Origin of the sequence: Amycolatopsis sp. NPDC051061 (assembly GCF_040682935.1) — a bacterium.
Lineage (GTDB): Bacteria > Actinomycetota > Actinomycetes > Mycobacteriales > Pseudonocardiaceae > Amycolatopsis.
In genome coordinates this window covers 26,541-50,375 of sequence record NZ_JBFBBZ010000031.1, presented here as the reverse complement: position 1 = coordinate 50,375, position 23,835 = coordinate 26,541, and the positions used below count along the sequence as shown (strand labels likewise).

Below are 23,835 nucleotides of genomic sequence, written 5' to 3'. Positions count from 1 at the left end.
GTGCTCAGGAATCCAGGTAGCGCAGCACCGCCAGCACCCGGCGGTTGTCCCCTTCGGACGGTGGCAGGCCGAGCTTGCCGAAGATCGACGTCACGTACTTTTCGACCGACCCGGCCGAGAGGAACAGCTTCGCGGCGATCGCGGAGTTCGACCGGCCTTCCGCCATCAGCCCCAGCACTTCGCGCTCCCGCGGGGTGAGCCCGCTGAGCGCGTCGGTCTGGCGCGTCGCCGAGAACAGCTGGCTGACGACCTCCGGGTCGAGCACCGTCTCGCCGTCCGCGACCCGGCGCAGCGCGTCGAGGAAGTCCGACACCTCGGCGACGCGGTCCTTGAGCAGGTAGCCGACGCCGCCCGCGCGGTCGGCCAGCAGCTGGGCCGCGTACTTCGTCTCGACGTACTGGGAGAACAGCAGGATCGCGCGGCCCGGCGACTCGCGGCGCAGCGAGATCGCCGCCCGCAGGCCCTCGTCGGTGTGCGTCGGCGGCATCCGGATGTCCACAATGGACACGTCGGGGGTGTGGCCCTCGACGGCGGTTTTCAGCGCGTCGGCGTCCTTCACCGCGGCGACGACCTCGTGGCCGCGGAAGGTCAGCAGCTCGACGAGGCCCTGGCGCAGGATGGTCGAGTCCTCCGCGATGACGATCCGCATGCCGCGACCCTAGCGGGGCAGTGGGACCCGCGCGGTCACTTCGGTCGGTCCGCCCACCGGGCTCGCGACGGTCAGCTCGCCGTCGACCGTCCGCAGCCGCTCCGCGACCCCGGCCAGCCCGCCGCCCGGGACGACTCGCGCACCGCCCCGGCCGCGGTCGCGCACCCGCAGCCAGAGGACGTCCCGCTCTTCGGTGACTTCGACGTACGTCGTCGTTCCGCCGTGCTTCGCGGCGTTCGTGAGCAGCTCGGCGGCGCTGAAGTAGACGATCGTCTCCAGCGACGGCGGTGGGCGGCGCGGCAGGTCGACGGCGACCCGCGCGTCCATCCCGGACGTCGCGACCAGGGTGGCCAGCGCGACGTCGAGCCCCGCGTCGAGGGCGGCGGGGTGGATGCCGCGGGCGAGGTCGCGCAGCTCGATCAGGGCCTGCTTGGCGTTGGTGTGGGCGGCGGTGACCAGCTGCTTGACCTGCGGGAGGTCGAGGTCTTCGAGCTCGTCCTTGGCCAGCCCGAGCTTCATGGCGAGCGCGACGAGCTGGGCTTGCGCGCCGTCGTGCAGGTCGCGCTCGATGCGCCGCAGCCGCAGCGCGGAGTCCTCGACCGCCGTCGCGCGGCTCGCTTCGAGGTCGCGGACGCGTTCGGACAGCTCCCGCGTGCCGAGCAGGCCGACGACCAGCAGCCGGTCGAGGGCGACGAAGGCGTGCGTCACCCACGGGAGCGCCACGAGCACCAGCAACCCGGACGCCGACCAGGCGAGCGCACCGGCCCAGTTGTCGGCGTAGATGTCGAAGAGCGGCAGGCGCTGTTCGCCGAGCGGGAACCAGAAGACGGCGAAGGGGATCGCGGCCAGGGCGTAGAGCGTGGCCGAGACCATCGTGAGCAGCCCGGCGAAGGTCAGCGGGAGCCGCAGCAGCAGGTAGCCGGCGGTGCGCCAGCCCGCGGGATCGCCGACGCGGGCCCGGACCCAGGCCCACAGCCCGGGCTTGAGCTCGGGACGGCGCGGGGCGGGCACGCTGACGCCGAGCAGGGCTTTCGCCAGCCGGCGGTGGGCGGCGCCGAGGCCGCGGGCGTAGTGGATGGCGCCGGCCAGGACGAGGAACCCGAACAGCACGGGGGTCAGCGAGAGGCCGAGCGCGAGCAGGACGAAGAAGCTGAGCAGCGAGAAGAGGGTCAGCGGGCCGGAGAGCCACAGCCAGGCGTATTCGGCCCAGAAGTCGCGCGCGGCCAGCGGCCCGAAGACGCGGCGCAGCAGGTGGGGGCGGGGGACGTCGAGGCTGGTCACGGGACCAGTCTGGCTGGGGCCGGGGGCTCTGCCCATCCGGTTTTCCCCCTGGCGTGGCCCGGGAAAGCACCGGGGCGCGGTTCGAGCGGCGCGTGGCGAACGCCGCCTCGGGTGCGCCGCCTGCCCGCGGGGGCGCCCCCGTTTTCCACTTTACCGGCGAGCACCGACATTTCCGGTGGCGGAAAGACGTGAAGGCCACCTTGAGGAACTTCAAGTTCCTCAAGGTGGCCTTCACGAACTTCGGGTCACGGGGCGTCTGGGTCGTCCTCCCGGGCCTTCTGCGCCGCTTCGCGCATCTCGATCACGTCCGTCAGCCAATCACCCGTCTCGCGGGCGATGTCGCGAACCGCGCCCGTGATGATCGAAGCTATGTTGCCGACGTGCGTCGCGGCTGATTCGGTGATCACCTGCAGGGTGTCCTTCTCCCGTTCGAACTGGCCCACCATGTCACCCTCACGCTGCTCGGAGCTGCCGGTCGGGTTCCACGGTAACCGGCGACGGCGAACTCTGCGGGAGGGCCAGCTTCACGATCTTCTTCGCCACCGACCAGAGCTGCTTGTGCAGCGGGCCCGTGTGGTAAGGCAGCCCGTACTTCTCGCAGATCGCGCGCACCTCTCCCGCGATCTCCGGGTAACGGCGTGCCGGGATGTCGGGGAACAGGTGGTGCTCGATCTGGTGCGACAGGTTGCCGCTCATGATGTGGAACAGCGGGCTGCCGGTGATGTTCGCCGAGCCGAGGATCTGGCGCAGGTACCACTGCCCGCGTGACTCCGAAGCCGTCTCCTCCTCGGTGAAGCTTTCTACGTCGGCGGGGAAGTGGCCGCAGAAGATGATCGAGAACGACCACAGGTTGCGGACCAGGTTCGCGGTCGCGTTGCCGGCGAAGGTCAGCGGCGCGAGCGGCCCGGTCAGCAGCGGGAACAGGACGTAGTCCTTGCCGACCTGCCGCGACGCCTTCCGCAGGATGCGCCGCAACACCGGCAGGTTCTCGGCCCACGACCGCTCGCCCTTGACGACGTTCTCGACCTCGAGGTCGTGCAGCATCACGCCCCACTGGAAGAACAGCGCCAGCAGCGTCGCGTACACCGGGTTGCCCAGGTAGTACGGGTGCCACTTCTGGGCGGTGTCCATCCGCAAGATCCCGTACCCGACGTCGCGGTCCTTGTCGACGATGTTGGTGTAGGTGTGGTGGATGTAGTTGTGCGAGTGCCGCCAGTTCTCGGCCGGCGCCACGGTGTCCCACTCGAACCGCTGCGAGCTCAGCGCCGGGTCGCGCGTCCAGTCGTACTGGCCGTGCATGACGTTGTGGCCGATCTCCATGTTGTCGAGGATCTTGGCCACCGACAGCGCGCCGACGCCGGCGAGCCACGCGGGCGGGAAGAACCCGGCGAACAGCAGCGCCCGCCCGGCGACCTCCAGGCCGCGCTGGGTCTTGATGATGGTGTGGATGTAGTCGACGTCTTCCTGGCCCAGGTCGTCGACGATCCGCTGCCGCAGCGCGTCGAGCTCGCGGCCGAATTCCTCGACCTGTTCCGGGGTCAGGCGGTCCTGCAGACCGGTCATGGCTGTCTCCCTACGCGTCGATCTCGACGTCCCCGACCGGGACGGAGATGCAGAGCTGGATTTCTTCGTCTTCGTCGCCGGAAACCTCGCCGGTGCGAGCGTTGCGGACGCGTCCGGCGGTCTTGAGCTGGGTGCAGGAGAAGCAGATGCCCATCCGGCAGCCGTGCTCCGGCGACAGGCCCGCTTCTTCGGCCTGCTCCAGCAGCGGCTTCCCCGAGTTGGCGCACTCCCGCCCGCTGCGCTTGAACCGGACCTGGCCCTCGGCGTTCGCCGTGTCGAAGGTCAACGCCGGCGGCGTGAACTCTTCGGTGTGCGCGCGTTCACCCAACTGCTCGCGCACGGCGTCCATCAGCGGCTTCGGGCCGCAGACGAACGCCTCCGCGTCGCGGTACCACGGTGCGACGCGCTCGAGGTGCTCCGGCGAGAAGAACCCGCGCAGGTCCCCGCCCTTCGTGTGGGTGTAGGCGTGCACGACCTTCAGCCCGGGGTGCCGGGCCGCGAGCTCGGCCAGCTCGGTGCGGTAGAGCGCGTCGGCCGGGCCGTTCGAATAGTGCAGGAACACGACCTCGCCGGCGTGGCCTTCGTCGACCAGCGTGCGGGCCATGGCGAGCACCGGGGTGACGCCGCTGCCGCCGCTGATCAGCAGCACACGGTCCGGGCGGGTGGCCGGCAGGGTGAACGTGCCGTCCGGAGTGGACAGACCGACCACGGAGCCGGCGCCGAGCGCTCGGTTCAGGTGCCCGGAGACCAGGCCCTGCTCCTTGACGGTGAACTCGAGTTCACCGTCGTACTGCGAACCGCACGGCGAATAGCAGCGCGTGCGCCGGACGCCGTCGATCTCCACCTGCAGGCGGACGTACTGCCCGGCGGTGAAGCCGGGCCACGCGCGGCTGGGCTTGACGGTGAGGGTGACGCTGTCGGGCGTCTGCTTGCGCACCGCCGTGACCAGGCCGCGGATCTCGCGGCGCACCAGCATCGGGTCGACGAGCTCCAGGTAGCGGTCCATCCCGTGCGGGGTCAGCAGCGCCTCGGCCAGCGAGGCCAGGCTGCGCACCCGCCGGGGGATGAGCGCCGTCATCGGAGACCTCCTCGATTACAGTGAACGACTGTACACTGAACAGTGCACTGCGGGAGTGGACTGCCTGTCAACGCGGAACGCGGAGGATGTGACGTGAGCAACGCGGTGGACGCTGTGTTCAGCGGGGCTCCGCCCCGAGCCCCGGCAGGGGGCAGGCCCCCTGCACCCCCAAAGGAAGTCCGTACGCTGGAGCCCGTGTCAGAGGAGCCGGTGAGCCGCCAGGAGCGCAAGCAGCGCACGCGCCAGGCCTTGCTGGACACCGCCCTCGACCTGCTGGCCGACCGTCCGTTCGCGACGCTCTCCCTGCGCGAGGTCGCGAAGGGCGCCGGCCTGGTGCCGACGGCGTTCTACCGGCACTTCGCCTCGACGGAGGAACTCGGCGTCGCGCTCGTCGAAGAAGCGACGCGCACGCTGCGCGGCATGATGCGGTCGGCGCGCACCGATCCCGACACCTACCAGGGGATGATCAGCGCGTCGGTGGCCACGGTCCACCAGTTCGTCCGGGCGAACGAGGACCATTTCCGGTTCCTGACGCGCGAACGCTACGGCGGCGGCCCGCTCGCCCGCGCCATCGCCGTCGAACTGCGGATGTTCGCCGGCGACCTCGCGATCGACCTCGCCCGGTTCGCCCCGCTGCGCGCGTGGAGCACCGAAGACCTGCACATGCTGGCCGACTTGATCGTTTCCGTGATGATCACGACCACTGTCGAGCTGCTGGAAGCCCGGCCGGTTGAAGACGCGAAAATCACCGCAACGGCGGAAAAACGGCTGCGCCTGATCCTGCTCGGGATCCCCCACTGGAAAACGAGCTGAACGCTCCCCCTACGTCGCTCGTATCTTCTGGCACAACCCCCGTACTTGCGACCCAGGTCACTGGGGACTGTCGGTCCGGCGTGGTACAACCCTCGGATCGTGCCTCGCCGATGAGGAGGTCGTGTGGCCGACAGCGAACAGCATCAGCAGCTCACCGTGGGTGTGGTGACCGAGTCACGCCCCGGGGAGCGCCGGGTGGCCATGGTGCCCAAACTGGTCGGGAGGCTCGCGCAACGAGGGCTGCGCGTCCTGGTCGAACCCGGTGCCGGGTCCCGTGCGCACCTGAGTGACGACGCGTACACCCAGGCGGGCGCCGAACTCGGTGACGCGTGGGGCGCGGACGTCGTCGTGAAGGTGAACGCGCCGGCGCCGGACGAGGTCGCGAAGCTGAGCCGGGGCACCGTCCTCGTCGGCTTCCTCGACCCGCGCGGCAACCCGGAGGGGCTCGCGAAGCTCGAAGAAGCGGGCTTGCGGGCGTTCGCGATGGAGGCGATCCCGCGGATCTCCCGGGCGCAGGCGATGGACGCGCTGTCGTCGCAGGCCAGCATCGGCGGCTACCGCGCGGTGCTGCTCGCGGCGCAGAAGCTCCCGCGCTTCTTCCCGATGCTCACCACCGCGGCGGGCACCGTGCCGCCGGCCAAGGTGCTGGTGCTCGGCGCCGGTGTCGCCGGCCTGCAGGCGCTGGCCACGGCGAAGCGGCTCGGCGCGCAGACCACCGGCTACGACGTCCGGCCCGAGGTCGGCGAGCAGGTCAAGTCGCTCGGCGCGCAGTTCCTGGACCTCGGCATCGAGGCGGTCGGCGAAGGCGGGTACGCCCGCGAGCTGACGCCGGAGGAGCGCGAGGAGCAGCAGCGGCGGCTCACCGAGGCGATCACGAGGTTCGACGTCGTGATCACCACGGCGCTGGTGCCGGGCCGCAAGGCGCCGACGCTGGTCACCGCGGACGCCGTCAAGGGCATGCCGGCCGGGTCGGTCGTCGTCGACCTCGCCGGCGAGACCGGCGGCAACTGCGAGCTGACCAAGCCGGGCGAGGACGTCGTGGAGCACGACGTCACCATCTCCTCTCCGCTGAACCTGCCCGCCGAAATGCCTTCGCACGCGAGCGAGCTCTACGCCCGCAACGTCACCGAGCTGCTGGAGCTGCTCGTGACGAAGGAAGGCGCGCTGGAGCTGAACTTCGAAGACGAGATCGTCGCCGGTGCCTGCGTGGCCGGGCGCGAAGGGAGCACTTCGTGAGCCCATTGGTGCAGAACCTGGCGGTGCTGGTGCTCGCCGGGTTCGTCGGCTTCGCCGTCATTTCCAAGGTGCCCAACACCCTGCACACGCCACTGATGTCCGGCACCAACGCCATCCACGGCATCGTGCTGCTGGGCGGGCTGGTCGTGCTCGGCCTCGGCGTCGACGGCGTCTTCAACAAGATCCTGCTGGTGATCGCGATCGCCTTCGGCACGATCAACGTCGTCGGCGGCTTCCTGGTCACCGACCGGATGCTGTCGATGTTCAAGGGCAAGAAGCCCGCGCCCGCCGACGAGGAGGAGAAGTGACCGACTTCGTCGCGATCCTCTACATCGTCGCGTTCGCCCTCTTCATCTACGGCCTGATGGGCCTGACCGGCCCGCGCACCGCGGTCCGCGGCAACTGGATCGCCGCGGTCGGCATGGGCATCGCCGTCATCGCCACCCTGCTCACGCCCGGCATGGGCAACTGGCTGCTGATCGTCCTCGGCGTCGCGATCGGCGCGGTGATCGGCGTGCCGTCGGCGCGCAAGGTCAAGATGACCGCGATGCCGCAGATGGTCGCCCTGTTCAACGGCGTCGGCGGCGGCGCGGTCGCGCTCATCGCGTGGGTCGAGTTCAACTCCACCGACGGTTACGCGCACGAGCCGGCGTACATCGCGATCGCGTCGCTGTTCGCCGCGATCATCGGGTCGATCTCCTTCTGGGGCTCGAACGTCGCGTTCGGCAAGCTCCAGGAGCTGATCAGCGGCCGCCCGATCACCATGGGCAAGCTGCAGCAGCCGGTCAACGCGCTGCTCCTGCTGATCGCGCTCGGGTGCGCGGTGGGGATCATCGCGGGCGGCGACTCCTGGCTGCTGATCGTCGGGCTGCTCGTCGCGGCGGGCATCCTCGGCCTCACCGTCGTGCTGCCGATCGGCGGCGCGGACATGCCGGTCGTCATCTCGCTGCTCAACGCCTTCACCGGGCTCTCGGCCGCGGCGATGGGCTTGGCGCTGGACAACACGGCGCTGATCGTCGCGGGCATGATCGTCGGTGCGTCCGGCTCGATCCTGACGAACCTGATGGCCAAGGCGATGAACCGGTCCATCCCGGCGATCGTCGCGGGCGGCTTCGGCGGCGGCCCGGCGGTTTCGGCTGGTAGCGGGACGAAGGAGGAGCGGCCGGTCCGCTCGACGAGCGCCGCCGACACCGCGATCCAGATGGCGTACGCGAGCAAGGTCGTCGTGGTGCCCGGCTACGGCATGGCCGTGGCGCAGGCCCAGCACACCGTCCGCGAGATGGCGAAGCTGCTGGAGAAGAAGGGCATCACCGTCGCCTACGCGATCCACCCGGTGGCCGGCCGGATGCCCGGGCACATGAACGTGCTGCTCGCCGAGGCCGACGTGCCCTACGAGCAGCTCAAGGAGATGGACGAGATCAACTCCGAGTTCGCCCAGACCGACGTCGCGCTGGTGATCGGCGCGAACGACGTCACGAACCCGGCCGCGCAGAACGACCCGAGCTCGCCGATCTACGGGATGCCGATCCTCAAGGTCAACGAGAGCCGGTCCGTGATCGTGTTGAAACGCGGGATGGCCTCCGGCTTCGCCGGGATCGACAACGACCTGTTCTACGATCCGAAGACCAGCATGCTCTTCGGGGACGCCAAGTCGTCGGTGGGCGAGATCGTGGAGGAACTCAAAGCGCTATGACGACCGGGTCGGACGTCCGTGCCGCGTTCACGGATCCGGCCGAGAACCTGGCGTTCGACGAAGCGCTCCTCCGGGTCGCGCCCGGGTCACCGGTGCTGTGGCTCTGGCGCAACCCGGTCTGCGTCGTGGTGGGGCGCGGCCAGCGGATCGCGCGCGAGGTGCACGTCGAGGCGTGCGCCCGCGACGGCGTCCCGGTGCTGCGGCGGGCCAGCGGCGGCGGCACCGTGTTCCACGACCCGGGCAACCTGAACGTGACGCTGGTCCTGCCCGGACTCACCGACCGGCCGCTGGAGACGCTCGGCAAAGTCATGAGCGCCGCCGTCGACCAGCTCGGGCTGGTGCCGCGGATCGGCGACCGCGGCCTGTTCGTCGACGACGCGAAGCTGTGCGGGTTCGCCGTGTTCCGCACCAAGACCGGGCTGCTGGCCCACTCGACGCTGCTGGTCGAGACGTCGGCCGCGCTGGTCGGCCGCTACCTGACGAGCGCACCGGCGGACCCGCGGCCGCTCGACTCCCACCGCAGCCCGGTGGCGTCGCTGGCCGAGCACGGGCTGCGGCCCGGGTTCCCGTCGGTCGAGGCGGCGGTGCGGGCGGCGGCGTCGCAGATCCTCGGGACGCTGGTGCCGCGCCCGCCGTCCGCGGCCGAGCTGGGGCGGCAGCGGGCGCTGCTGCACACGCGGTACCGGTACCCGTCCTGGCACGCGGACGGCTCCCAGCGCGCGGCCTAGAAAGCCGTGAAGGCCTCCTTCACGGCTTTCAGGCCGGTGAGGAGGCCTTCACGGACCTCATGTCTACTGTGGACTTACCGGTGCTCCGCCGCGGAGAACGTGATGCCCGGCACCTTCCGGGCGGTCGCCCGGGTGGTCTTCTTGGGCTCCGCCGCCTTCCGGGTGCGGGTGGTCTTCGCCGGCTCGGCCTTCGCCGTGGTCTTCGGAGCCGCCTTCGGAGTCGCCTTCGCGGTGGTCTTGGCGGGGGTGGCCGCCTTCGCCGTGGTGCGCCGGCCGGCGACCGGCTTCGCCGCCTTTGTCGTCTTCGTCGTCTTCGGGGTCGCCTTCGCCCGGGGCCGCTTCGCGCCCGGGACGATCCGCGGCCGGCGCTTGCGGCCGCCGGTGCGGCGGCCCGCGTCGGCGTAGCGCTGCAGCAGCTCGCGCAGGGCGTCGGCGTTGGCGAAGGAGAGGTCGATGTCGTAGTCGATACCGTCCAGCCCGAACCCGACGGTTTCGGCGGCGGCATCGCCGGTGAGATCATCCAGGACCCGCACAGCCGTGTTCTTGGCCACGACAAACCTCCCGTGCTCGAACGTGGTATTCGCGCGCACCGGGGCCGACGGCACCCGGGCCGCCGATGTCTTGCAGCTTCGAAGACGAGGATAGCCGCTGGCTTGCGTGATCCCGCGTGGTGGTGTGCGCTGAAGCCATGTCTGCACAGACTTTTGACGTAGTGGTGATCGGCGCGGGTCCGGTGGGGGAGGTGGCCGCCGAACGAGCGGCCCGCGGAGGCCTCAAGGTCGCCCTCGTCGAGCACGAGCGCTTCGGCGGCGAGTGCTCCTACTGGGCGTGCATCCCGAGCAAGGCGTTGTTGCGGCCGGGAAACCTCCTGGCCGCGGCGAAGCGGATCCCCGGCGTGCCCGTCGGCGACCGGCTCGACCCCGCGGCGGTGTTCGCGCGGCGTGACTGGTTCACCGGCAAGGGCGACGACTCGGGGCAGGTCGAGTGGGCTCGCGGCGTCGGCATCGAGCCGATCCGCGGGCACGGCGAGCTCACCGGTGAGCGGGAGGTGACCGTCGACGGCGACCGCGTGCTGACCGCGCGGCACGCCGTGATCGTGTGCACCGGCAGCGTGCCGAGCAAGCCGTCGATCCCCGGGCTCGACACGATCCGGCCGTGGGGTTCGCGGGAGGCGACGTCGGCGGAGTCGGTGCCGGGGCGGCTCGGCGTCCTGGGTGGCGGGGTGGTCGGCGTCGAGATGGCGCAGGCGTTCGCGTCGCTGGGGTCGGAGGTGCACCTGGTGATCACCGGCGAGCGGCCGCTGCCGCGCAACGCCGCGTTCGCCGGCGACCTCGTGCTGCACGGGCTGCGTGAAGCCGGCGTGTACGTGCACACGGAGTCGGGGGTCGAGCGGGTCGCCGCGGGTGAGGCCGGCACCGAGCTGACGCTGAAGGACGGCGAGGTGGTCGTCGTCGACGAGTTCCTGGTGGCGACCGGACGCCGTCCCGCGACCGCCGGGCTCGGCCTCGAGGCGTTCGGAGTCGAAGCCGGCCGCGCGCTGGAGGTCGACGACACCGGCCGGGCATCCGCAGTGGACGGTGGCTGGCTGTACGCGGCGGGCGACGTCACCGGGCGCGCCCCGCTGACCCACCAGGGCAAGTACGGCGCCCGCGCGGCGGGCGACACCGTGGCCGCCCTGGCCGCGGGCAAGCCGGTGTCTTCCGAAGCGTGGAGCCCGTTCACCGCGACGGCCGACCACCACGCGGTGCCGCAGGTCGTGTTCACCGACCCGGAGGTCGCGGCCGTCGGCCTGGCGGACGCGCGCGAGGGCTCGGCCGACCGCGTCGTCGACATCGACATCGCGGTGGCGGGCTCGTCGCTGCACGCCGACGGCTACACCGGCAAGGCCCGGATGGTCGTCGACACCGAGCGGAACGTCCTGCTCGGTGTGACGTTCGTCGGTCAGGACGTCTCGGAGCTGCTGCACTCGGCGACGATCGCGATCGTCGCCGAGGTGCCGCTCGACCGGCTGTGGCACGCGGTGCCGTCGTTCCCCACGATCAGCGAGGTGTGGCTGCGGCTGCTGGAGACCTACGGGCTCTAGTCACCAAGCGGGCACAGTCACTGGGCGGGCAGGTCCAGGGCGGCTTTCGCGGCCCGGGCCAGGCCGGGATCGTCCGGAGTGGACGGTCCCGGCGCCCAGACCGCCTGGACGACCCGCACGGACGTGCCTTCGACGCGGGAGGTGTAGGCGGCGTTCTCGAACTGCGGCGCCGGGGTGGCGCCCCACTTGCCGGTCTCCGAGGCGAGGTCGAGCATGCCGCCCCCGCCGGGGGTGTCGGCGACGGCCTTGAACGAGGCGGCCTGAGCGGCATCGGGGAACTCGACGATCCCGACGGTGACGGCGGCCCCGCGCCCATCGACGGTGGCGGCGTAGGACGCGCGCCGGACGCCGGAGCAGCTGGTCTGCTGCAGGCTGGCCTGGGCGTCCCCGAAGGCGTGGGAGGCGCAGCGCTGGTCGCGATCGGCGGCGCGCAGGGCGAACTGGAGGCTCTGCGCGGGAGCGGTGGTGGCCTGCGACGGCGGCGCAGTCGCAGGAGTGGGCGCCCCGGTGGGAGCGGCGTCGGTGTCCTCACCGGAGGTGGCGACGACGATGGCGGCGACGACCAGGGCGACCAGTAGCCCGATGGCGCCGAGGGGAAGCCACCGGACGGTCTTCGAGCTGGGGGCGGCTTCGCGGGGAGCCGGTCGCGGGGTGGGGAAGGGGCGCGGTGGGCCGGCGCTCGGGGGCTCGGGGGGCAGGGTGATCTGGCTGAGGGTGACGGGCTTGGGTGGGTTCGGCTTGGGTTCGGCCGGTTCGGCCGGTTCGGGCTTGGCCGGGTGGGCGAGGTTTTCGGTCCGCTCGGTGTCGTGATCACTCGGCGAGGCCGCACCGGGGAACACCGGGAGAGCCGGGCGTTCCTTTTCCGAGTCCTCGGCGGGGAGGGACGCGGGTTCGGTGGGTTCCGGTTCCGGTTCCGGGGTGGGCGCGGGCTCCGGTTCGGCGGCAGGGATGGGTGCGGGTTCGGCAAGCGCCGAGTGCTCGGTGGGGGCGGGCTCGGCCGAAACCGGAGTTTTGGTCTGCCACGCGGCGCGGCCTACCGCAGCCGCACCCGGTTCGGCCGCGGGTGAGTTGTCTGCGAGTGAGCCTGGCCCCGCAGAATCGCCCGCGGGTGAAACCGGCCCGGCCGAGTCCGCCGCAGCTGCCGACCCAACCGAACCGACCGAACCAACCGAACCAACCGAACCAACCGACCCTGCCGACCCTGCCGACCCTGCCGACCCTGCCGCGACAGCCGAACCGGTCGTTGCCGCCGCGCCCGGAGTCGTCGTCCCTGCCTGGCTCGGCACCGCCGCAGGAGCACTGTCCCAAAGGGACTCCGGTGGCGAATCGTCCGTGAACCGGCTGAATCCTTCCCCCACCAGCACCTCGTCCGAAAACTCCGGTGCCTCGGGCGCCAGCCCGCGGATCAGCGCCCGTACCTGGTCCACCGACCGGGGCCGGTGCGCCGTCGCCAGCGACACCGTGGCCGCCAGCATCGTCGTCGGCGTCGGGTGCAGCACCCGGACCGGGCCCGCCAAATCCGCCGCCGGCTGGTCGACCGTCTCCACGTACGGTCCTACCGCGACGATCGTCCCCACCGGGCCCGTGCCCGGTACCAGCGAAGCGATCCGCCGCTCACACGCCTGGGACACGTCCAGCGCCTCGGTCGCCGGGTTGATCGCGTCGTCGTCGGCGATCAGCGGCCACCCGTCCGCTTTCCACGGCGCTCCCAGCGGGGCTTCCAGCCGCAGCGCCGGGTCCGGGAGGTCCACGCCGATCACGATGATCACGCCGTGGGGCAGCAGGACCACCGCCTCGATCGGGCGCTCGGTCACCGAGCCGACGCCCACCAGCGCGATCCCGCCGATGACGGTGCTGCCACGGCCGAGGGACGCCAGCGCCGCCCGGACGTCGTCGGCCACCCGGGACTGCTGCCGCTCCAGGCGCACCAGTCGCACCGAAAACCCCTCCCTGCTCGTCGTTCCGGGTCATCACGCTAGCGCGCGTGGCGGTATCCACCGCGCGACACGGGGACGACGCGGCCGCGTGCCCACCGAAAGTGGTGCCCTGGGTGACTTGTGGTGTTCATGTGGCCAAACAGCACGGTTGGGGTGCAGAATGTGCTACAACGCATCGGAGGCGGCATTCGGGAGCCGCACTGAGGCCGCGCTGAAAGCTCGAAGTAGGGCGTAGGGGAAGACGTCCCTCGTCGAGCAACAAGCGGAGGTAGCAGTGAGCACCCGTGGCAGCACCCGAGGTGTGGTGTACGTCCACTCGTCGCCGTCTGCGGTGTGTCCGCACGTCGAGTGGGCTATTTCGGGCACCCTGGGTGTCCGCGTTGACCTGAAGTGGACGGCGCAGCCGGCCAGTCCGGGTCAGCTTCGCGCCGAGTGCGGTTGGCGCGCGCCCGCGGGCAGCGGCGCCAGATTGGCGTCCGCCCTCAAGGCGTGGCCGATGATTCGGTTCGAGGTCACCGAAGAGCCCAGCGCGGGCGTCGACGGCGAACGGTTCTGCTTCGCGCCCGGCCTCGGCCTGTGGCACGGGCGGACCAGCGCCAACGGCGACCTCGTGGTGGGCGAAGACCAGCTGCGCGCTCTCGTCGCCATGACCCGTGGAGGCGAGTCCCTCGCGCACAAGCTCGACGAACTCCTCGCCGCGAGCTGGGACGAGGCGCTCGAGCCCTACCGCCACGCCGGCGACGGCGCGCCGGTGACCTGGCTGCACCAGGTCGGCTAGCCGCGGGACGGCTTCCGGCGGGCGGTCCGGCGCGACCTCGGGTGATCCGGGCGTGCCCGGGCCGCTTTCCCCGGGGCACGCCACCCTGCTGCCCCCGGGCGCCGTGGCCGGGCCGGTACGCTCAGCGGCGTGACCACCCCCGCCCCCAGCTCCCGCCAGCGCTGGCTGGTGCCCGTCGTGGTCGTGGTGCTCTCCGTGACCGTGGGCGGCGGCCTGCTCGCGCGCGAGATCTACCGCCGGCCCGACCAGCCCGCCGACGAGACCACGGCCTCGGCGTCCACGCCGTCGTCGGCGAGCAGCGGGTCGCCCGCCGCGACGGGCGTCGTCCGGATGACCGACGACGCGCGGGCGCACCCGCAGGCCGAGGCCGTGCGCAAGCTCCTCGAAACCTACTTCTCGGCCATCAACACCAAGCAGTACCAGCAGTGGATGCAGACCGTCAGCAGCGAACGGATCGCGCATACGCCGATCGGTGACTGGAAGAAGGGCGTCAAGTCCACAACGGACACCGACGCGCTGGTCTACCGGATCGAGCGCGGCGCCGGCGCGTCGCTGCGGGTCCTGGTCGGCTTCACGAGCGAGCAGGACGTCGCCGACGCCCCCGACTGGTTCCGCGAGCCCTGCATCAAGTGGCGCCTCGCCCTGCCGGTGATCGCCGAGCGGACCGGGTTGAAGATCGACACCGTCGACAACGGGCCGTCGCCCGAACACGAAAAGTGCTGAACGCGAGAGGGGGCCCGGCCGAAGCCGGGCCCCCTCTCGTTCGTCAGTGCGTTCAGGCCGCCGGGGTGAACAGCAGCGCGGTGTTGTGCCCGCCGAAGCCGAACGAGTTGCTGATCGCCGCGGTCAGCTCGACCTTGCGCGCCTCACCCGACACGACGTCCAGCTGCACCCGCGGGTCCAGGTCGGTCAGGTTCATCGTGGCCGGCACGATGCCGTGGTAGAGCGACAGGATCGTGATGATCCCCTCGACCGCGCCGGCACCGCCGACGAGATGGCCCAGCGCGCCCTTCGGCGCCGTCACGACCGGGTGCTCCCCGACCGCTTTGCGGATCGCCGCCGCCTCGCCGATGTCACCGACCACAGTGGACGTCGCGTGGGCGTTCACGTGCCCGACGTCCGCGGCGGTCACGCCGGCCATCTTCATCGCCGCGCGCATCGCGGCGATCTGGCCGATGCCCTCGGGGTGGTTGCCCGTGATGTGGTAGGCGTCCGAGGTGATGCCGTGCCCGGCGATCGTCGCGTAGATGCGCGCCCCGCGGGCCTTCGCCTGATCCGCGCGCTCCAGGATGACCACGCCGGCGCCCTCGCCGAGGACGAAGCCGTCGCGGCTCGCGTCGAACGGCCGTGACGCGCTCGCCGGGTCGTCGTTGCGCGTGGACACCGTGCGGGCCTGGGCGAAACCGGCCAGCGTGATCGGGTGGATGCACGCTTCGGCACCGCCCGCGACCACGACGTCGGCACGGCCGGAGCGGATCATCTCCACCCCGCTCGCGATGCCCTCGGCCCCGGAAGCGCAGGCCGAGGCGGGGGAGTGCACCCCGGCCCGCGCCTTCAGGTCGATGCCGACGTGCGCGGCCGGGCCGTTCGGCATCAGCATCGGCACGGTCAGCGGCGACACCTTGCGGAGACCCTGCTGGTGCAACAGATCGTTCTGGGTGAGCAGGGTGACCGGGCCGCCCACGCCGGTGCCGATCGACACGCCGAGGCGGTCGGGGTCGACGTCGGTGTGCTCGTCCGTCGGTTCCGCGTACCCGGCGTCGGCCCACGCCTGGCGGGCGGCGATCAGTGCGACCTGCTCGCAGCGGTCCAGCCGGCGGGCCTGCACCCGCGGGAGGACCTCCGAGGGATCGACGGCCAGCATGCCGCCGATCTTGACCGGCAGCTGCAGCTCCTCGACCCAGTCGGCCTCGATCGCCCGGATCCCGCTCCGCCCGGCCAGCAGACCGTCCCAGGTGGACGTCACGTCCCCGCCGAGCGGTGTGGTGGCGCCGAGACCGGTGATCACGACGTCGATGTTGCTCATGGGAGTCTCCTCAAGGAGGGAACAGACTTACTTGGAGTTGGCCGACACGTAGTTCACGGCGTCGCCCACGGTCTTCAGGTTGGCGAGCTCGTCGTCCGGGATCTTGACGCCGAACTTGTCCTCGGCCTGCACGGCGATCTCGACCATCGACAGCGAGTCGATGTCCAGGTCGTCCACGAACGACTTCTCGGCGGTGACGTCGTCCTGAGCCACACCGGCCACCTCTTCGACGATCTCGGCGAGGCCGGCGAGGATCTCAGCGTTGTCAGCCATGGGGTTTGTTCCCTTCTCGGTGTTTCTTTGGGTCTGCGTGTCCTCGGGCGAGTGCCCGCGGGGAGCGTAACGGTGATCAGGGGCAGACGAACGCCTGCCCGGCGTAGGACAGGCCCGCGCCGAACCCGACCGCCAGCACGACGTCGCCGGGCTTCGCCGTCCCGGCCTTGCGCATGTGGTCCAGCGCGAGGGGGATGGACGCCGACGAGGTGTTGCCGGAGTACTTGATGTCGTCGGCGACGACCATGTCGTCGCGGGCGCCGTTGGCCCGCAGCTTCTTCGCGATCGCCTCGACGATGCGCAGGTTCGCCTGGTGGGGGATCAGCACGTCCACATCGGACGGCGTGAGCCCGGCCACCTCCAGTGCGCGCATGGCGATCGGCGCGATCTGGGTCGTCGCCCACCGGAAGACCGACTGGCCCTCCTGGTAGATGAACTTGTCCTCGGTCATGCCGATCAGGTCGACCAGGTCGCCGGCACTGCCCCAGGAGACCGGGCCGATCAGCGGCTCGTCGGACGCGCCGACGACCGCGGCGCCCGCGCCGTCGGCGAAGATGATCGCGTTCGCGCGGTCGGTCGGGTTGACCGAGTCGGTGAGCTTCTCGGCGCCGATGACGAGGACCTTCTTCGCCGAGCCGGCCCGGACCAGGTCGGAGGCGACGCCGAGGCCGTAGCAGAACCCGGCGCACGCGGCGTTGAGGTCGAACGCGCCGGGGCTCGGGATGCCGATCCGCGCGGCCACCTGGGCGGCGGCGTTCGGGATCAGCGTCGGCATGGTGCAGTTCGGCAGGATCACCGTGTCCACTTCGGACGGGTCGACGCCGGCGTCGGCCAGCGCGGCGGTGCCCGCGGCGACGGCGAAGTCGGTGAGCGACTCGCCCTTCTCCGCGAACCGGCGCTCGATGATCCCGACGCGGTCGCGGATCCACTGGTCGTTGGTGTCCATGATCTGCGAAAGGTCGTCGTTGGTGACGATCTTGTCCGGCTGCGCGCTGCCGATGCCCAGCACGCGGCTGCCGCGGGAGCCGGGGTTGAGGCTCAGGGCGGGTCGATCGGTCACGAGGCGTCCTCCTGGCGCAGCGCCGCCAGTTCGGCCGGCGTCTTCAGCGCGGTGGTAGTGGTGACGACGCCCTTGAGCTGCCGCTTGACCAGGCCGGTCAGCGTGCCCGCGGGCGCGAGTTCGACGGTGCGGGTGACGCCGAGGGAGACCAGGCCGTCCATCGTCAGGTCCCAGCGGACCGACCGGGTGACCTGCGCGACCAGGCGCGCCAGGTACTCGGCCCCGCTGGTGACGACCGCGCCGTCCGCGTTGGACAGCAGCGGGCGGGTGGGGTCGGCCGGGCTCAGCTCGGCGGCGTGGGCGCGCAACGCCTCTTCGGCGGGCGCCATGTACTGCGTGTGGAACGCGCCGGCGACCTTGAGGGCGCGGATCTTCGTGCCTTCCAAGGGCTCGGCGACGATCTTCGCGATCGCGTCGGCGGCACCGGAGGCGACGATCTGCCCCGCTCCGTTGCGGTTCGCCGCGGTCAGGCCCCGCTCTTCGAGCCACGCGACGACCTGCTCGGGGTCCCCGAGCATGACCGCGGCCATCGACGTCGGTTCCAGCGCGCACGCCTTCGCCATCTCGGCACCGCGGACGGCGGCGAGCGCGACGGCGTCTTCGGGCTTCAGCACCCCGGCGATCGCGGCGGCCGCGAGCTCGCCGACGGAGTGCCCGGCGACCGGCGCGTCCGCGGGGACCGGCGCGGTGGCCTGGAGGTGTTCGAAGGTGAGCAGCGACAGCGCGACGATCAGCGGCTGCGCGACCGCGGTGTCCTGGATCTCGTCGGCGTCCGCCTCGGTGCCGAGGCGGAGCAGATCGAGCCCCGCACGCTTGGACCACAGCGCGACGCGCTCGCGGGCGCCGTCGAGGTCGAGCCAGGGCGTGAACATGCCGGGGGTCTGGGACCCCTGACCGGGAGCGAGGACTGCTGCTGTCACCCTTCAAGACAACACGTTCACGGCGCTTCGGCGTGATGCCGACGCTCACAGTGTCTGCCCGGCGTCTTTGTCGGAAACCTCCAAAGACGCGCCGGAGAAGCTCGCGCGTAACCCGGAAGCCTTGTCGGGTTCAATCACCTTTCGCTGTTAAGTCCATCACGTGACGCCCGTCTCGGGAAGCGGCTCGGCCGAGTCGCGGCGCCGGGCCACGATCGCCCCAATGTGGCCTTCGGTGCGTTCAACGCACCCAAGGGGCCCTTCGGTGCGTTCAACGCAACCAAGGCCACATTGGGGCGCTTGGGGCCGGGACCGTCACCAGAGGCCGCGGGCTCGTGCCAGCCGGCCCACCGTCAACGCGATCCGCAGCACCAGCGCGTCCCGCGGGTCGGTCGGCCGGCAGCCCGTGAGGTCGGCCGCCTTGCGCAGCCGGTACCGGACCGTGTTCGGGTGGACGAACAGCGTCTTCGCGCACGTCTCCAGCACCCCGCCGGTCTCGAGGTACGCCTCGACCGTGCGCTGCAGCGTGGGACCCGCCTCCTCCAGCGGCCGCGCGATCGTGTCCACCAGCAGGCGCTCGGCCTCCGCATCCCCGGCCAGCGCGCGCTCCGGGAGCAGGTCCGCCGACCGGACCGGGCGGGGCGCGCTCGGCCAGCCGACCACCGCCCGCAGCCCCGACAACGCTTCCGTCGCGCTGTGGTGCGCCTCCGCCAGCGTCGGAACCGTCGGGCCCGCCACCACCGGGCCGTCGGCGAACGCCACCGACATCCGGGCGAGGATCTCCCGCTCCTTCACGCCGCCCTCGGTGGGGCCGCCGACCACGACCACCAGCCGGGAACCCTGGACCGACAGCAGCACCGGGCGTCCGACGCGGGCCGCGCGGCTGCGGACTTCGAACACCACCGTCGGCGGGTCCTCCGACGGCGGGTTGCCCACCAGGACCGTCGCGGCCGCCGACGGTTCCCAGCCCAGCGCCGTCGCGCGCGAAAGCACCGACTCCTCCGCGTCGCCGCGGACGATCCCGTCGACGACCAGTGCCTCCAGGCGGGCGTCCCACGCGCCGCGCGCTTCGGCCGCCGCCGCGTACGAGTTCGCCGCCGCGAACGCGATTTCCCGGCCGTAGCGCAGGATTCCCTCGATCAGCGCCGCCCGCTCCGCCTCGTTCGCGGCGAACTCCGGCAGCTGCTCCTCGAACACCTCGATGGCCAGGCGCACCATGCCGACCGCCTGGCGCAGGCTGACCCACCGGGACAGCTCGGCCGGCGCGTCGCGGAACGCCTCGGTCGTCAGCTTCAGGGCTTCCTTCGAGTCCCGCAGCCAGTCGACGAAGCCCGCGGCGCCCGCCTGCGTGATCAACAGGACGCTCGCGCGCTGGTCGGCGGGCAGCCGGGCGAACCACGTCAGCCGCCGCTCCATCACCGCGACGCTCGCGCTCGCCAGGCTGCCGGAGGCGTGCTCCAGCCGCCGAAGGGTCTTCGCGGAGAGCCCGTGGTGCTTCGGCACCCGGCGCGGGGCGGTGGTTCCATCCATGGCGCACGCGATCCTACGTGCCCGCAACTTTCGTAGCCCCCGGCGGCAACGCGAGGCGCTATGCGGTGCGTGTACGAACTGCCTAGGATCGCGAGCGGGGGCAGCCAGTAATGAACGGGGGAACCGGAATGACCGGTTTAGAGATCGACAAGGTCTCCAAACGCTACGGCGACGTGGTCGCTTTGCGCGAAATGACATTCGAAGTCCGGCCGGGTGAGCTTTTCGGGTTCGTCGGCAGCAACGGCGCCGGCAAGACCACGACCATGCGGATCGCGCTCGGCGTGCTTTCCGCCGACGGCGGCGAAGTCCGCTACGACGGCGAGCCGGTGACGCACGAAACGCGCCGCCACATCGGGTACATGCCCGAGGAACGCGGCCTTTACCCGAAGATGAAGGTGGCCGAGCAGCTCACGTACCTCGCGCGGCTGCACGGCATGCCCGCCGCGGACGCGCGGGCGTCGGCGGAGAAGTGGACCGAACGGCTCGGCGTCGCCGGCCGCCGCGACGACGAGGTGCAGAAGCTCAGCCTCGGCAACCAGCAGCGCGTCCAGCTGGCCGCGGCGCTGGTGCACGAGCCGCGGATCCTGGTGCTCGACGAGCCGTTCTCCGGCCTCGACCCGGTCGCGGTCGACGTGATGAGCCAGGTGCTCAAGGAAAAGGCCGCCGAGGGCGTGCCGGTCGTGTTCTCCAGCCACCAGCTCGACCTGGTGGAGCGGCTCTGCGACCGGGTCGGGATCGTCCGGAGTGGACAGATGGTCGAGGCCGGCACGGTCGGCGAGCTGCGCGCCGGTGGCGCCGTCCGGCTGCGGGTCGACGTGCCCGAAGCCGGCGACGGCTGGGCCGACGGCCTCACCGGTGTGACGGTGCTGGCCCGGAAGGGCTCGGTGACCGAGCTCGAACTCGGTGCCGGCGCCGACGACCAGGCCGTGCTCAAGGCCGCGCTGGCCACCGGGCCGGTGCGCGAGTTCGCCCGCGAACAGCCGTCGCTGGCCGATCTGTTCCGTTCCGTCGTCACGACCGAGGAGGTCCCCGCGTGAGCACCCCGGTCCAAGACGTCCGGATGAGCCCGGCGAGCGCGGTCGGGCTGGTCGCCTCCCGCGAGATCGGCACCCGCGTCAAGTCGAAGGCGTTCCGCGTCGCCACCGTCGTCATGCTGCTGCTGATCGTCGTCGGCATCCTGCTGATCAAGTTCCTCTCGGGCGGTGGCGGCGCCGACTCGACCATCGGCTACACCCCGGCGACCGCCCCGTTCGCGGCGCCGCTGAAGGCCGGCGGCCAGGCAGTCGACGAGTCCATCGACACCACTCAGGTCGCCGACGAGGCCACCGGACGCGCGAAGCTGGCCGACGGCTCGATCGACGCGCTGCTCACCGGCGACGGCAAGACCGTGCACGTCCAGGTGAAGAAGGACCTCGACGGCAAGCTCGCGAACGTCCTGCAGCTGCTGTCCCGGCAGGTCGCGCTCGACCAGCAGATCACCACGCTCGGCGGGAACCCCGCGCGGTTCCAGGCCGCCATCGCCTCGGCGAAGTTCATCGAGGACCCGCCGCTGGAGGAGCCGTACGACTACAACGGCCAGCAGCTGGTGCTGGGCATCGCCGCCGGCATCCTCATCTACCTCTCGTTGATGATCAACGGCCAGAGCGTGGCGCAGGGCGTCGTCGAGGAGAAGACGTCCCGGGTGGTGGAGCTGCTGCTGTCGACGATCAAGCCGTGGCAGCTGATGGCCGGGAAGGTGCTCGGCATCGGCGTGGTCGGGCTGATCCAGATGCTCGTGATCGGAGCAGGCGGGGTGATCACCGGCTTGGCGGCCGGGGTGCTCACCATTTCCGTTTCGGCGGCCGTCGGCACGGTCGTCTGGCTGATCGTGTGGTACCTGCTCGGGTTCTTCATGTACTCGATCGTGTTCGCCGCGCTGGGCGCGCTGGTTTCGCGCCAGGAAGATGTCGGCGGCGCGACGATGCCCGCGCTGATGTTCGTGATCGCCGGGTACGTCGTCGGCATTTCCGTGCTGCCGTCGGACCCCGGGAACACGTTCGTCGAGGTGCTTTCCGTGATCCCGGTGTTCTCGCCGACGCTGATGCCGATGCGGCTGGCGATGGGCGGGGTGCCGGTGTGGGAAGCCGTGTTGTCGGTGGGGCTCGTGGTGCTGATGATTCCGGGGTTGATCTGGTTCGCCGCGCGGATCTACCGGAACGCGGTCATGCGCAGTGGCGCGAAGGTGAAACTGCGCGACGCCCTGCGCGCCGCCTGAGGTTCGCCGAACGTTCATCCGGCCCTCGGAAGCTCCGGCTTCCGGGGGCCGGTTTTTCGTGTGCCCCACAAATGCTCGAGGCCGCCCGGCGCTTGCGGTTTACGCTGCGCCGGACGGCCTCGTCTCCCCGGTCCCCACCGGTGAAACCAGTATGGCCACGGCTGATCTTCGCGCGCCAGTCGTCTCACTCGATCGTGGGGCGCACGAGTTGCCGCGGCCGGGTACCTGATCAACGATCCGGTGCACAGAGCGGCACCACCCCGAATCGGCGGGTGGCGATTCGGGCGCAAAACCCGTGGAGGGAGTCGGTATGGGCCAGCAACTGAAGGACGGGCTCGGGCAGGCGTGGAACCTGGTGGCCACGTTCGTCCCGAAATTCGTCGGATTCCTGATCATCCTGCTGATCGGCTGGCTGATCGCGAAGGCGGTGTCGAAAGGGCTGAGTCTCGTCCTCGGAAAGGCCGGCTTCGGGAAAATGGTCGAGAAGACCGGCCTTTCCGGGCGCATCGGCCAGCAGAAGATCGACGCGACCGGCATCCTGGTGAAACTGGTCTACTACTTCATCCTGCTGATCGCGCTGCAGCTGGCGTTCGGCGTGTTCGGGCCGACCAACCCGGTGAGCCAGCTGCTCAACGACATCATCGCGTTCCTGCCGCGGATCGTGGTCGCGCTGGTGCTGATCGTGGTCGCGGCGGCCATCGCGAAGGTCGCGCGTGACGTCGTCTCGTCGGCGATGTCGGGCCGCCCGGCCGGCCGCTACCTGGCCACCGGCGCCTACTGGCTGATCATGGCGTTCGGCATCATCGCCGCGCTCGGCCAGGTGAACATCGCGACCGCCATCACCGGCCCGGTGCTGATCGCGGTGCTGGCGACGATCGGCGGCGTGATCGTCGTCGGCTTCGGCGGCGGCCTGATCAAGCCGGCGCAGGACCGCTGGCGCGGCTGGATGGCGAACATGCAGCAGCAGCTGGCCGAGACGCCGGCGCAGCGCACGGGCGAGATGGGCACGAGCGCGCCGCCGCGCGCGACCGTCGGCGCGGACAACACCCCGACGCCGCCGGCCGGGATGCCGCGCGCACAGGGCTGAGCGGGAAGTGAGCGGGCGGGGCCCGGCGGACGAGGAAGCCGCCGGGCCCTTCTCGCGTCCCGGCAAGACGTCCGGGCCGGCCGATACCCTGGAGCGATGGGGGTCGTGGCGGCGCTGTGGCGCTATCCGGTGAAGTCCATGCTCGGGGAACGGCTGACCGAGGCGAACGTCGGCGAGCGCGGTCTCGACGGCGACCGCCTCTACGCGGTCCGCGACCCGGACGGCAAGTTCGGCAGCGGCAAGAACTCCCGCCGGTTCCGGCGGATGCCCGGCCTGCACGCGTTCGCCGCGCGGTACGACGGCGACGTCCCGGTGGTCACCTTCCCGGACGGGCGCGTGCTCCGCGGGGACGCCGCGCAGGTGCACGCCGAGATCGCGGCCGCGCTGGGCTTCCCGGGCGTCGAGCTGGCGAAGGAAGCGGAGATCCCGCACCACGACGAAGCGCCCGTCCACCTGGTCACGACGTCGTCGCTGGCCTGGCTGGCCGAGCACGCGCCCGGCGTCGCGCTCGACGAGCGGCGGTTCCGGGCCAACCTCCTGCTCGACACCGGCCCGGCGCCGGAGCTCGCCGAAGAGGCCTGGGTGGGGGAGCGCGTCCGGATCGGCGAGGTCGAGCTGGAGGTGCTCCGCAAGGCCGTCCGCTGCGTGATGGTCGGCCTGCCGGGCGACGGGCTGCCGGCCGCGCCCGGGCTGCTCAAGGCGATCTCCGACACCAACGGCTTGACCTTCGGCGTGCAGACCCGCGTCGTCCGCGGCGGCACGATCCGCGTCGGGGACGACGTCCACGAGGTGGGATGTTCCGCGGCTCACAGTCTCTAGGGAATTCACCCCCGCCGGAGCATGTTTGAT

General features: G+C 71.3%; 24 protein-coding genes. 12 read left to right on the top strand and 12 right to left on the bottom strand.

Annotation, left to right across the window (positions count from 1 at the left end; all coding sequences use genetic code 11):
• Window positions 1–4: 4 nt before the first annotated feature.
• The 5 genes from AB0N03_RS34310 to AB0N03_RS34290 all read right to left on the bottom strand — a co-directional run bounded on the left by AB0N03_RS34310 (window position 5) and on the right by AB0N03_RS34290 (window position 4,571).
• The gene (locus AB0N03_RS34310) at window positions 5–649 is read right to left on the bottom strand and encodes a response regulator transcription factor (RefSeq protein ID WP_364380536.1); all 645 of its coding nucleotides are present in this window, start codon (window positions 647–649) and stop codon (window positions 5–7) included.
• A gap of 9 nt (window positions 650–658) precedes the next feature.
• Window positions 659–1,966, bottom strand: a complete 1,308-nt coding sequence (locus tag AB0N03_RS34305; RefSeq protein ID WP_364380533.1) for a sensor domain-containing protein — start codon at window positions 1,964–1,966, stop codon at window positions 659–661.
• A gap of 209 nt (window positions 1,967–2,175) precedes the next feature.
• The gene (locus AB0N03_RS34300; protein ID WP_364380530.1) at window positions 2,176–2,376 is read right to left on the bottom strand and encodes a hypothetical protein; all 201 of its coding nucleotides are present in this window, start codon (window positions 2,374–2,376) and stop codon (window positions 2,176–2,178) included.
• A 7-nt stretch (window positions 2,377–2,383) separates the two neighbouring features.
• Entirely contained in the window at window positions 2,384–3,493 is a 1,110-nt protein-coding gene (locus tag AB0N03_RS34295) for an acyl-CoA desaturase (RefSeq protein WP_364380528.1), read from the bottom strand.
• Between the two features lie 10 nt (window positions 3,494–3,503).
• Window positions 3,504–4,571, bottom strand: a complete 1,068-nt coding sequence (locus tag AB0N03_RS34290; protein ID WP_364380525.1) for an FAD-binding oxidoreductase — start codon at window positions 4,569–4,571, stop codon at window positions 3,504–3,506.
• A 195-nt stretch (window positions 4,572–4,766) separates the two neighbouring features.
• On the opposite strand from AB0N03_RS34290, the gene AB0N03_RS34285 reads away from it, so the two are divergent.
• The 5 genes from AB0N03_RS34285 (at window position 4,767) to AB0N03_RS34265 (ending at window position 9,041) form a co-directional block, all read left to right on the top strand.
• A complete protein-coding gene (locus AB0N03_RS34285) occupies window positions 4,767–5,384 on the top strand; it encodes a TetR family transcriptional regulator (protein ID WP_364380522.1) in 618 nt (205 codons plus the stop codon).
• Between the two features lie 123 nt (window positions 5,385–5,507).
• On the top strand, window positions 5,508–6,620 hold the full coding sequence (locus AB0N03_RS34280) for a Re/Si-specific NAD(P)(+) transhydrogenase subunit alpha (protein WP_364380519.1): 1,113 nt from the start codon (window positions 5,508–5,510) through the stop codon (window positions 6,618–6,620).
• A 5-nt stretch (window positions 6,621–6,625) separates the two neighbouring features.
• Window positions 6,626–6,928: an NAD(P) transhydrogenase subunit alpha gene (locus AB0N03_RS34275; RefSeq protein WP_364380781.1), complete on the top strand. Its 303-nt coding sequence runs from the start codon at window positions 6,626–6,628 to the stop codon at window positions 6,926–6,928.
• Window positions 6,925–8,313, top strand: coding sequence for an NAD(P)(+) transhydrogenase (Re/Si-specific) subunit beta (locus AB0N03_RS34270; RefSeq protein WP_364380516.1), 1,389 nt, complete (start codon window positions 6,925–6,927; stop codon window positions 8,311–8,313). Before AB0N03_RS34275 ends, AB0N03_RS34270 begins: the two co-directional genes overlap by 4 nt.
• Window positions 8,310–9,041: a lipoate--protein ligase family protein gene (locus AB0N03_RS34265; RefSeq protein WP_364380513.1), complete on the top strand. Its 732-nt coding sequence runs from the start codon at window positions 8,310–8,312 to the stop codon at window positions 9,039–9,041. Before AB0N03_RS34270 ends, AB0N03_RS34265 begins: the two co-directional genes overlap by 4 nt.
• Before the next feature lie 74 nt (window positions 9,042–9,115).
• Here AB0N03_RS34265 and AB0N03_RS34260 read toward each other — a convergent pair whose 3' ends face one another.
• On the bottom strand, window positions 9,116–9,592 hold the full coding sequence (locus AB0N03_RS34260) for a histone-like nucleoid-structuring protein Lsr2 (RefSeq protein WP_364380510.1): 477 nt from the start codon (window positions 9,590–9,592) through the stop codon (window positions 9,116–9,118).
• A 137-nt stretch (window positions 9,593–9,729) separates the two neighbouring features.
• On the opposite strand from AB0N03_RS34260, the gene AB0N03_RS34255 reads away from it, so the two are divergent.
• Complete coding sequence (locus AB0N03_RS34255) at window positions 9,730–11,124, top strand: NAD(P)/FAD-dependent oxidoreductase (protein ID WP_364380507.1); 1,395 nt, start codon at window positions 9,730–9,732, stop codon at window positions 11,122–11,124.
• 17 nt (window positions 11,125–11,141) lie between these two features.
• Here AB0N03_RS34255 and AB0N03_RS34250 read toward each other — a convergent pair whose 3' ends face one another.
• Window positions 11,142–13,061, bottom strand: coding sequence for a hypothetical protein (locus tag AB0N03_RS34250; RefSeq protein ID WP_364380504.1), 1,920 nt, complete (start codon window positions 13,059–13,061; stop codon window positions 11,142–11,144).
• A gap of 274 nt (window positions 13,062–13,335) precedes the next feature.
• Here AB0N03_RS34250 and AB0N03_RS34245 point away from each other — a divergent pair, with 274 nt between their 5' ends.
• Together AB0N03_RS34245 and AB0N03_RS34240 are read left to right on the top strand one after the other, a co-directional pair.
• Window positions 13,336–13,839, top strand: a complete 504-nt coding sequence (locus AB0N03_RS34245) for a DUF3145 domain-containing protein (protein ID WP_364380501.1) — start codon at window positions 13,336–13,338, stop codon at window positions 13,837–13,839.
• A gap of 129 nt (window positions 13,840–13,968) precedes the next feature.
• Entirely contained in the window at window positions 13,969–14,562 is a 594-nt protein-coding gene (locus AB0N03_RS34240; RefSeq protein ID WP_364380498.1) for a hypothetical protein, read from the top strand.
• A 52-nt stretch (window positions 14,563–14,614) separates the two neighbouring features.
• Here the strand turns inward: AB0N03_RS34240 and AB0N03_RS34235 are convergent, their stop codons facing one another.
• The 5 genes from AB0N03_RS34235 to AB0N03_RS34215 all read right to left on the bottom strand — a co-directional run bounded on the left by AB0N03_RS34235 (window position 14,615) and on the right by AB0N03_RS34215 (window position 19,645).
• Complete coding sequence (locus AB0N03_RS34235; protein ID WP_364380495.1) at window positions 14,615–15,865, bottom strand: beta-ketoacyl-[acyl-carrier-protein] synthase family protein; 1,251 nt, start codon at window positions 15,863–15,865, stop codon at window positions 14,615–14,617.
• A 27-nt stretch (window positions 15,866–15,892) separates the two neighbouring features.
• On the bottom strand, window positions 15,893–16,138 hold the full coding sequence (locus tag AB0N03_RS34230; RefSeq protein ID WP_004559006.1) for an acyl carrier protein: 246 nt from the start codon (window positions 16,136–16,138) through the stop codon (window positions 15,893–15,895).
• Window positions 16,139–16,214: 76 nt separating this feature from the next.
• Window positions 16,215–17,198 (bottom strand): beta-ketoacyl-ACP synthase III, encoded by a 984-nt coding sequence (locus AB0N03_RS34225; protein WP_364380491.1) that lies wholly within the window; start codon window positions 17,196–17,198, stop codon window positions 16,215–16,217.
• Window positions 17,195–18,118 carry an ACP S-malonyltransferase gene (locus AB0N03_RS34220; protein ID WP_364380489.1) on the bottom strand — a complete coding sequence of 308 codons (924 nt, stop codon included), beginning with the start codon at window positions 18,116–18,118 and terminating at the stop codon, window positions 17,195–17,197. The genes AB0N03_RS34225 and AB0N03_RS34220 overlap by 4 nt, the downstream gene beginning before the upstream one ends.
• 312 nt (window positions 18,119–18,430) lie before the next feature.
• On the bottom strand, window positions 18,431–19,645 hold the full coding sequence (locus AB0N03_RS34215; RefSeq protein ID WP_364380486.1) for a helix-turn-helix domain-containing protein: 1,215 nt from the start codon (window positions 19,643–19,645) through the stop codon (window positions 18,431–18,433).
• A gap of 128 nt (window positions 19,646–19,773) precedes the next feature.
• Between AB0N03_RS34215 and AB0N03_RS34210 the strand changes: the two genes are divergently transcribed.
• From AB0N03_RS34210 to AB0N03_RS34195, 4 genes are all read left to right on the top strand, one after another.
• The gene (locus AB0N03_RS34210) at window positions 19,774–20,682 is read left to right on the top strand and encodes an ATP-binding cassette domain-containing protein (protein WP_364380483.1); all 909 of its coding nucleotides are present in this window, start codon (window positions 19,774–19,776) and stop codon (window positions 20,680–20,682) included.
• A 23-nt stretch (window positions 20,683–20,705) separates the two neighbouring features.
• The gene (locus tag AB0N03_RS34205) at window positions 20,706–21,899 is read left to right on the top strand and encodes an ABC transporter permease (RefSeq protein ID WP_364380778.1); all 1,194 of its coding nucleotides are present in this window, start codon (window positions 20,706–20,708) and stop codon (window positions 21,897–21,899) included.
• Between the two features lie 310 nt (window positions 21,900–22,209).
• Window positions 22,210–22,986, top strand: a complete 777-nt coding sequence (locus AB0N03_RS34200; protein ID WP_364380480.1) for a hypothetical protein — start codon at window positions 22,210–22,212, stop codon at window positions 22,984–22,986.
• 96 nt (window positions 22,987–23,082) lie between these two features.
• A complete protein-coding gene (locus tag AB0N03_RS34195) occupies window positions 23,083–23,805 on the top strand; it encodes an MOSC domain-containing protein (protein ID WP_364380477.1) in 723 nt (240 codons plus the stop codon).
• Window positions 23,806–23,835: the final 30 nt, after the last annotated feature.

Bases quoted from the DNA above. Each gene is read 5' to 3' on its own strand.
- AB0N03_RS34310 (WP_364380536.1), bottom strand. From the start codon at position 649: ATGCGGATCGTCATCGCGGAGGACTCGACCATCCTGCGCCAGGGCCTC.
- AB0N03_RS34305 (WP_364380533.1), bottom strand. From the start codon at position 1,966: ATGGGCAGAGCCCCCGGCCCCAGCCAGACTGGTCCCGTGACCAGCCTC.
- AB0N03_RS34300 (WP_364380530.1), bottom strand. From the start codon at position 2,376: ATGGTGGGCCAGTTCGAACGGGAGAAGGACACCCTGCAGGTGATCACC.
- AB0N03_RS34295 (WP_364380528.1), bottom strand. From the start codon at position 3,493: ATGACCGGTCTGCAGGACCGCCTGACCCCGGAACAGGTCGAGGAATTC.
- AB0N03_RS34290 (WP_364380525.1), bottom strand. From the start codon at position 4,571: ATGACGGCGCTCATCCCCCGGCGGGTGCGCAGCCTGGCCTCGCTGGCC.
- AB0N03_RS34265 (WP_364380513.1), top strand. From the start codon at position 8,310: ATGACGACCGGGTCGGACGTCCGTGCCGCGTTCACGGATCCGGCCGAG.
- AB0N03_RS34255 (WP_364380507.1), top strand. From the start codon at position 9,730: ATGTCTGCACAGACTTTTGACGTAGTGGTGATCGGCGCGGGTCCGGTG.
- AB0N03_RS34235 (WP_364380495.1), bottom strand. From the start codon at position 15,865: ATGAGCAACATCGACGTCGTGATCACCGGTCTCGGCGCCACCACACCG.
- AB0N03_RS34230 (WP_004559006.1), bottom strand. From the start codon at position 16,138: ATGGCTGACAACGCTGAGATCCTCGCCGGCCTCGCCGAGATCGTCGAA.
- AB0N03_RS34215 (WP_364380486.1), bottom strand. From the start codon at position 19,645: ATGGATGGAACCACCGCCCCGCGCCGGGTGCCGAAGCACCACGGGCTC.
- AB0N03_RS34210 (WP_364380483.1), top strand. From the start codon at position 19,774: ATGACCGGTTTAGAGATCGACAAGGTCTCCAAACGCTACGGCGACGTG.
- AB0N03_RS34205 (WP_364380778.1), top strand. From the start codon at position 20,706: ATGAGCCCGGCGAGCGCGGTCGGGCTGGTCGCCTCCCGCGAGATCGGC.
- AB0N03_RS34200 (WP_364380480.1), top strand. From the start codon at position 22,210: ATGGGCCAGCAACTGAAGGACGGGCTCGGGCAGGCGTGGAACCTGGTG.
- AB0N03_RS34195 (WP_364380477.1), top strand. From the start codon at position 23,083: ATGGGGGTCGTGGCGGCGCTGTGGCGCTATCCGGTGAAGTCCATGCTC.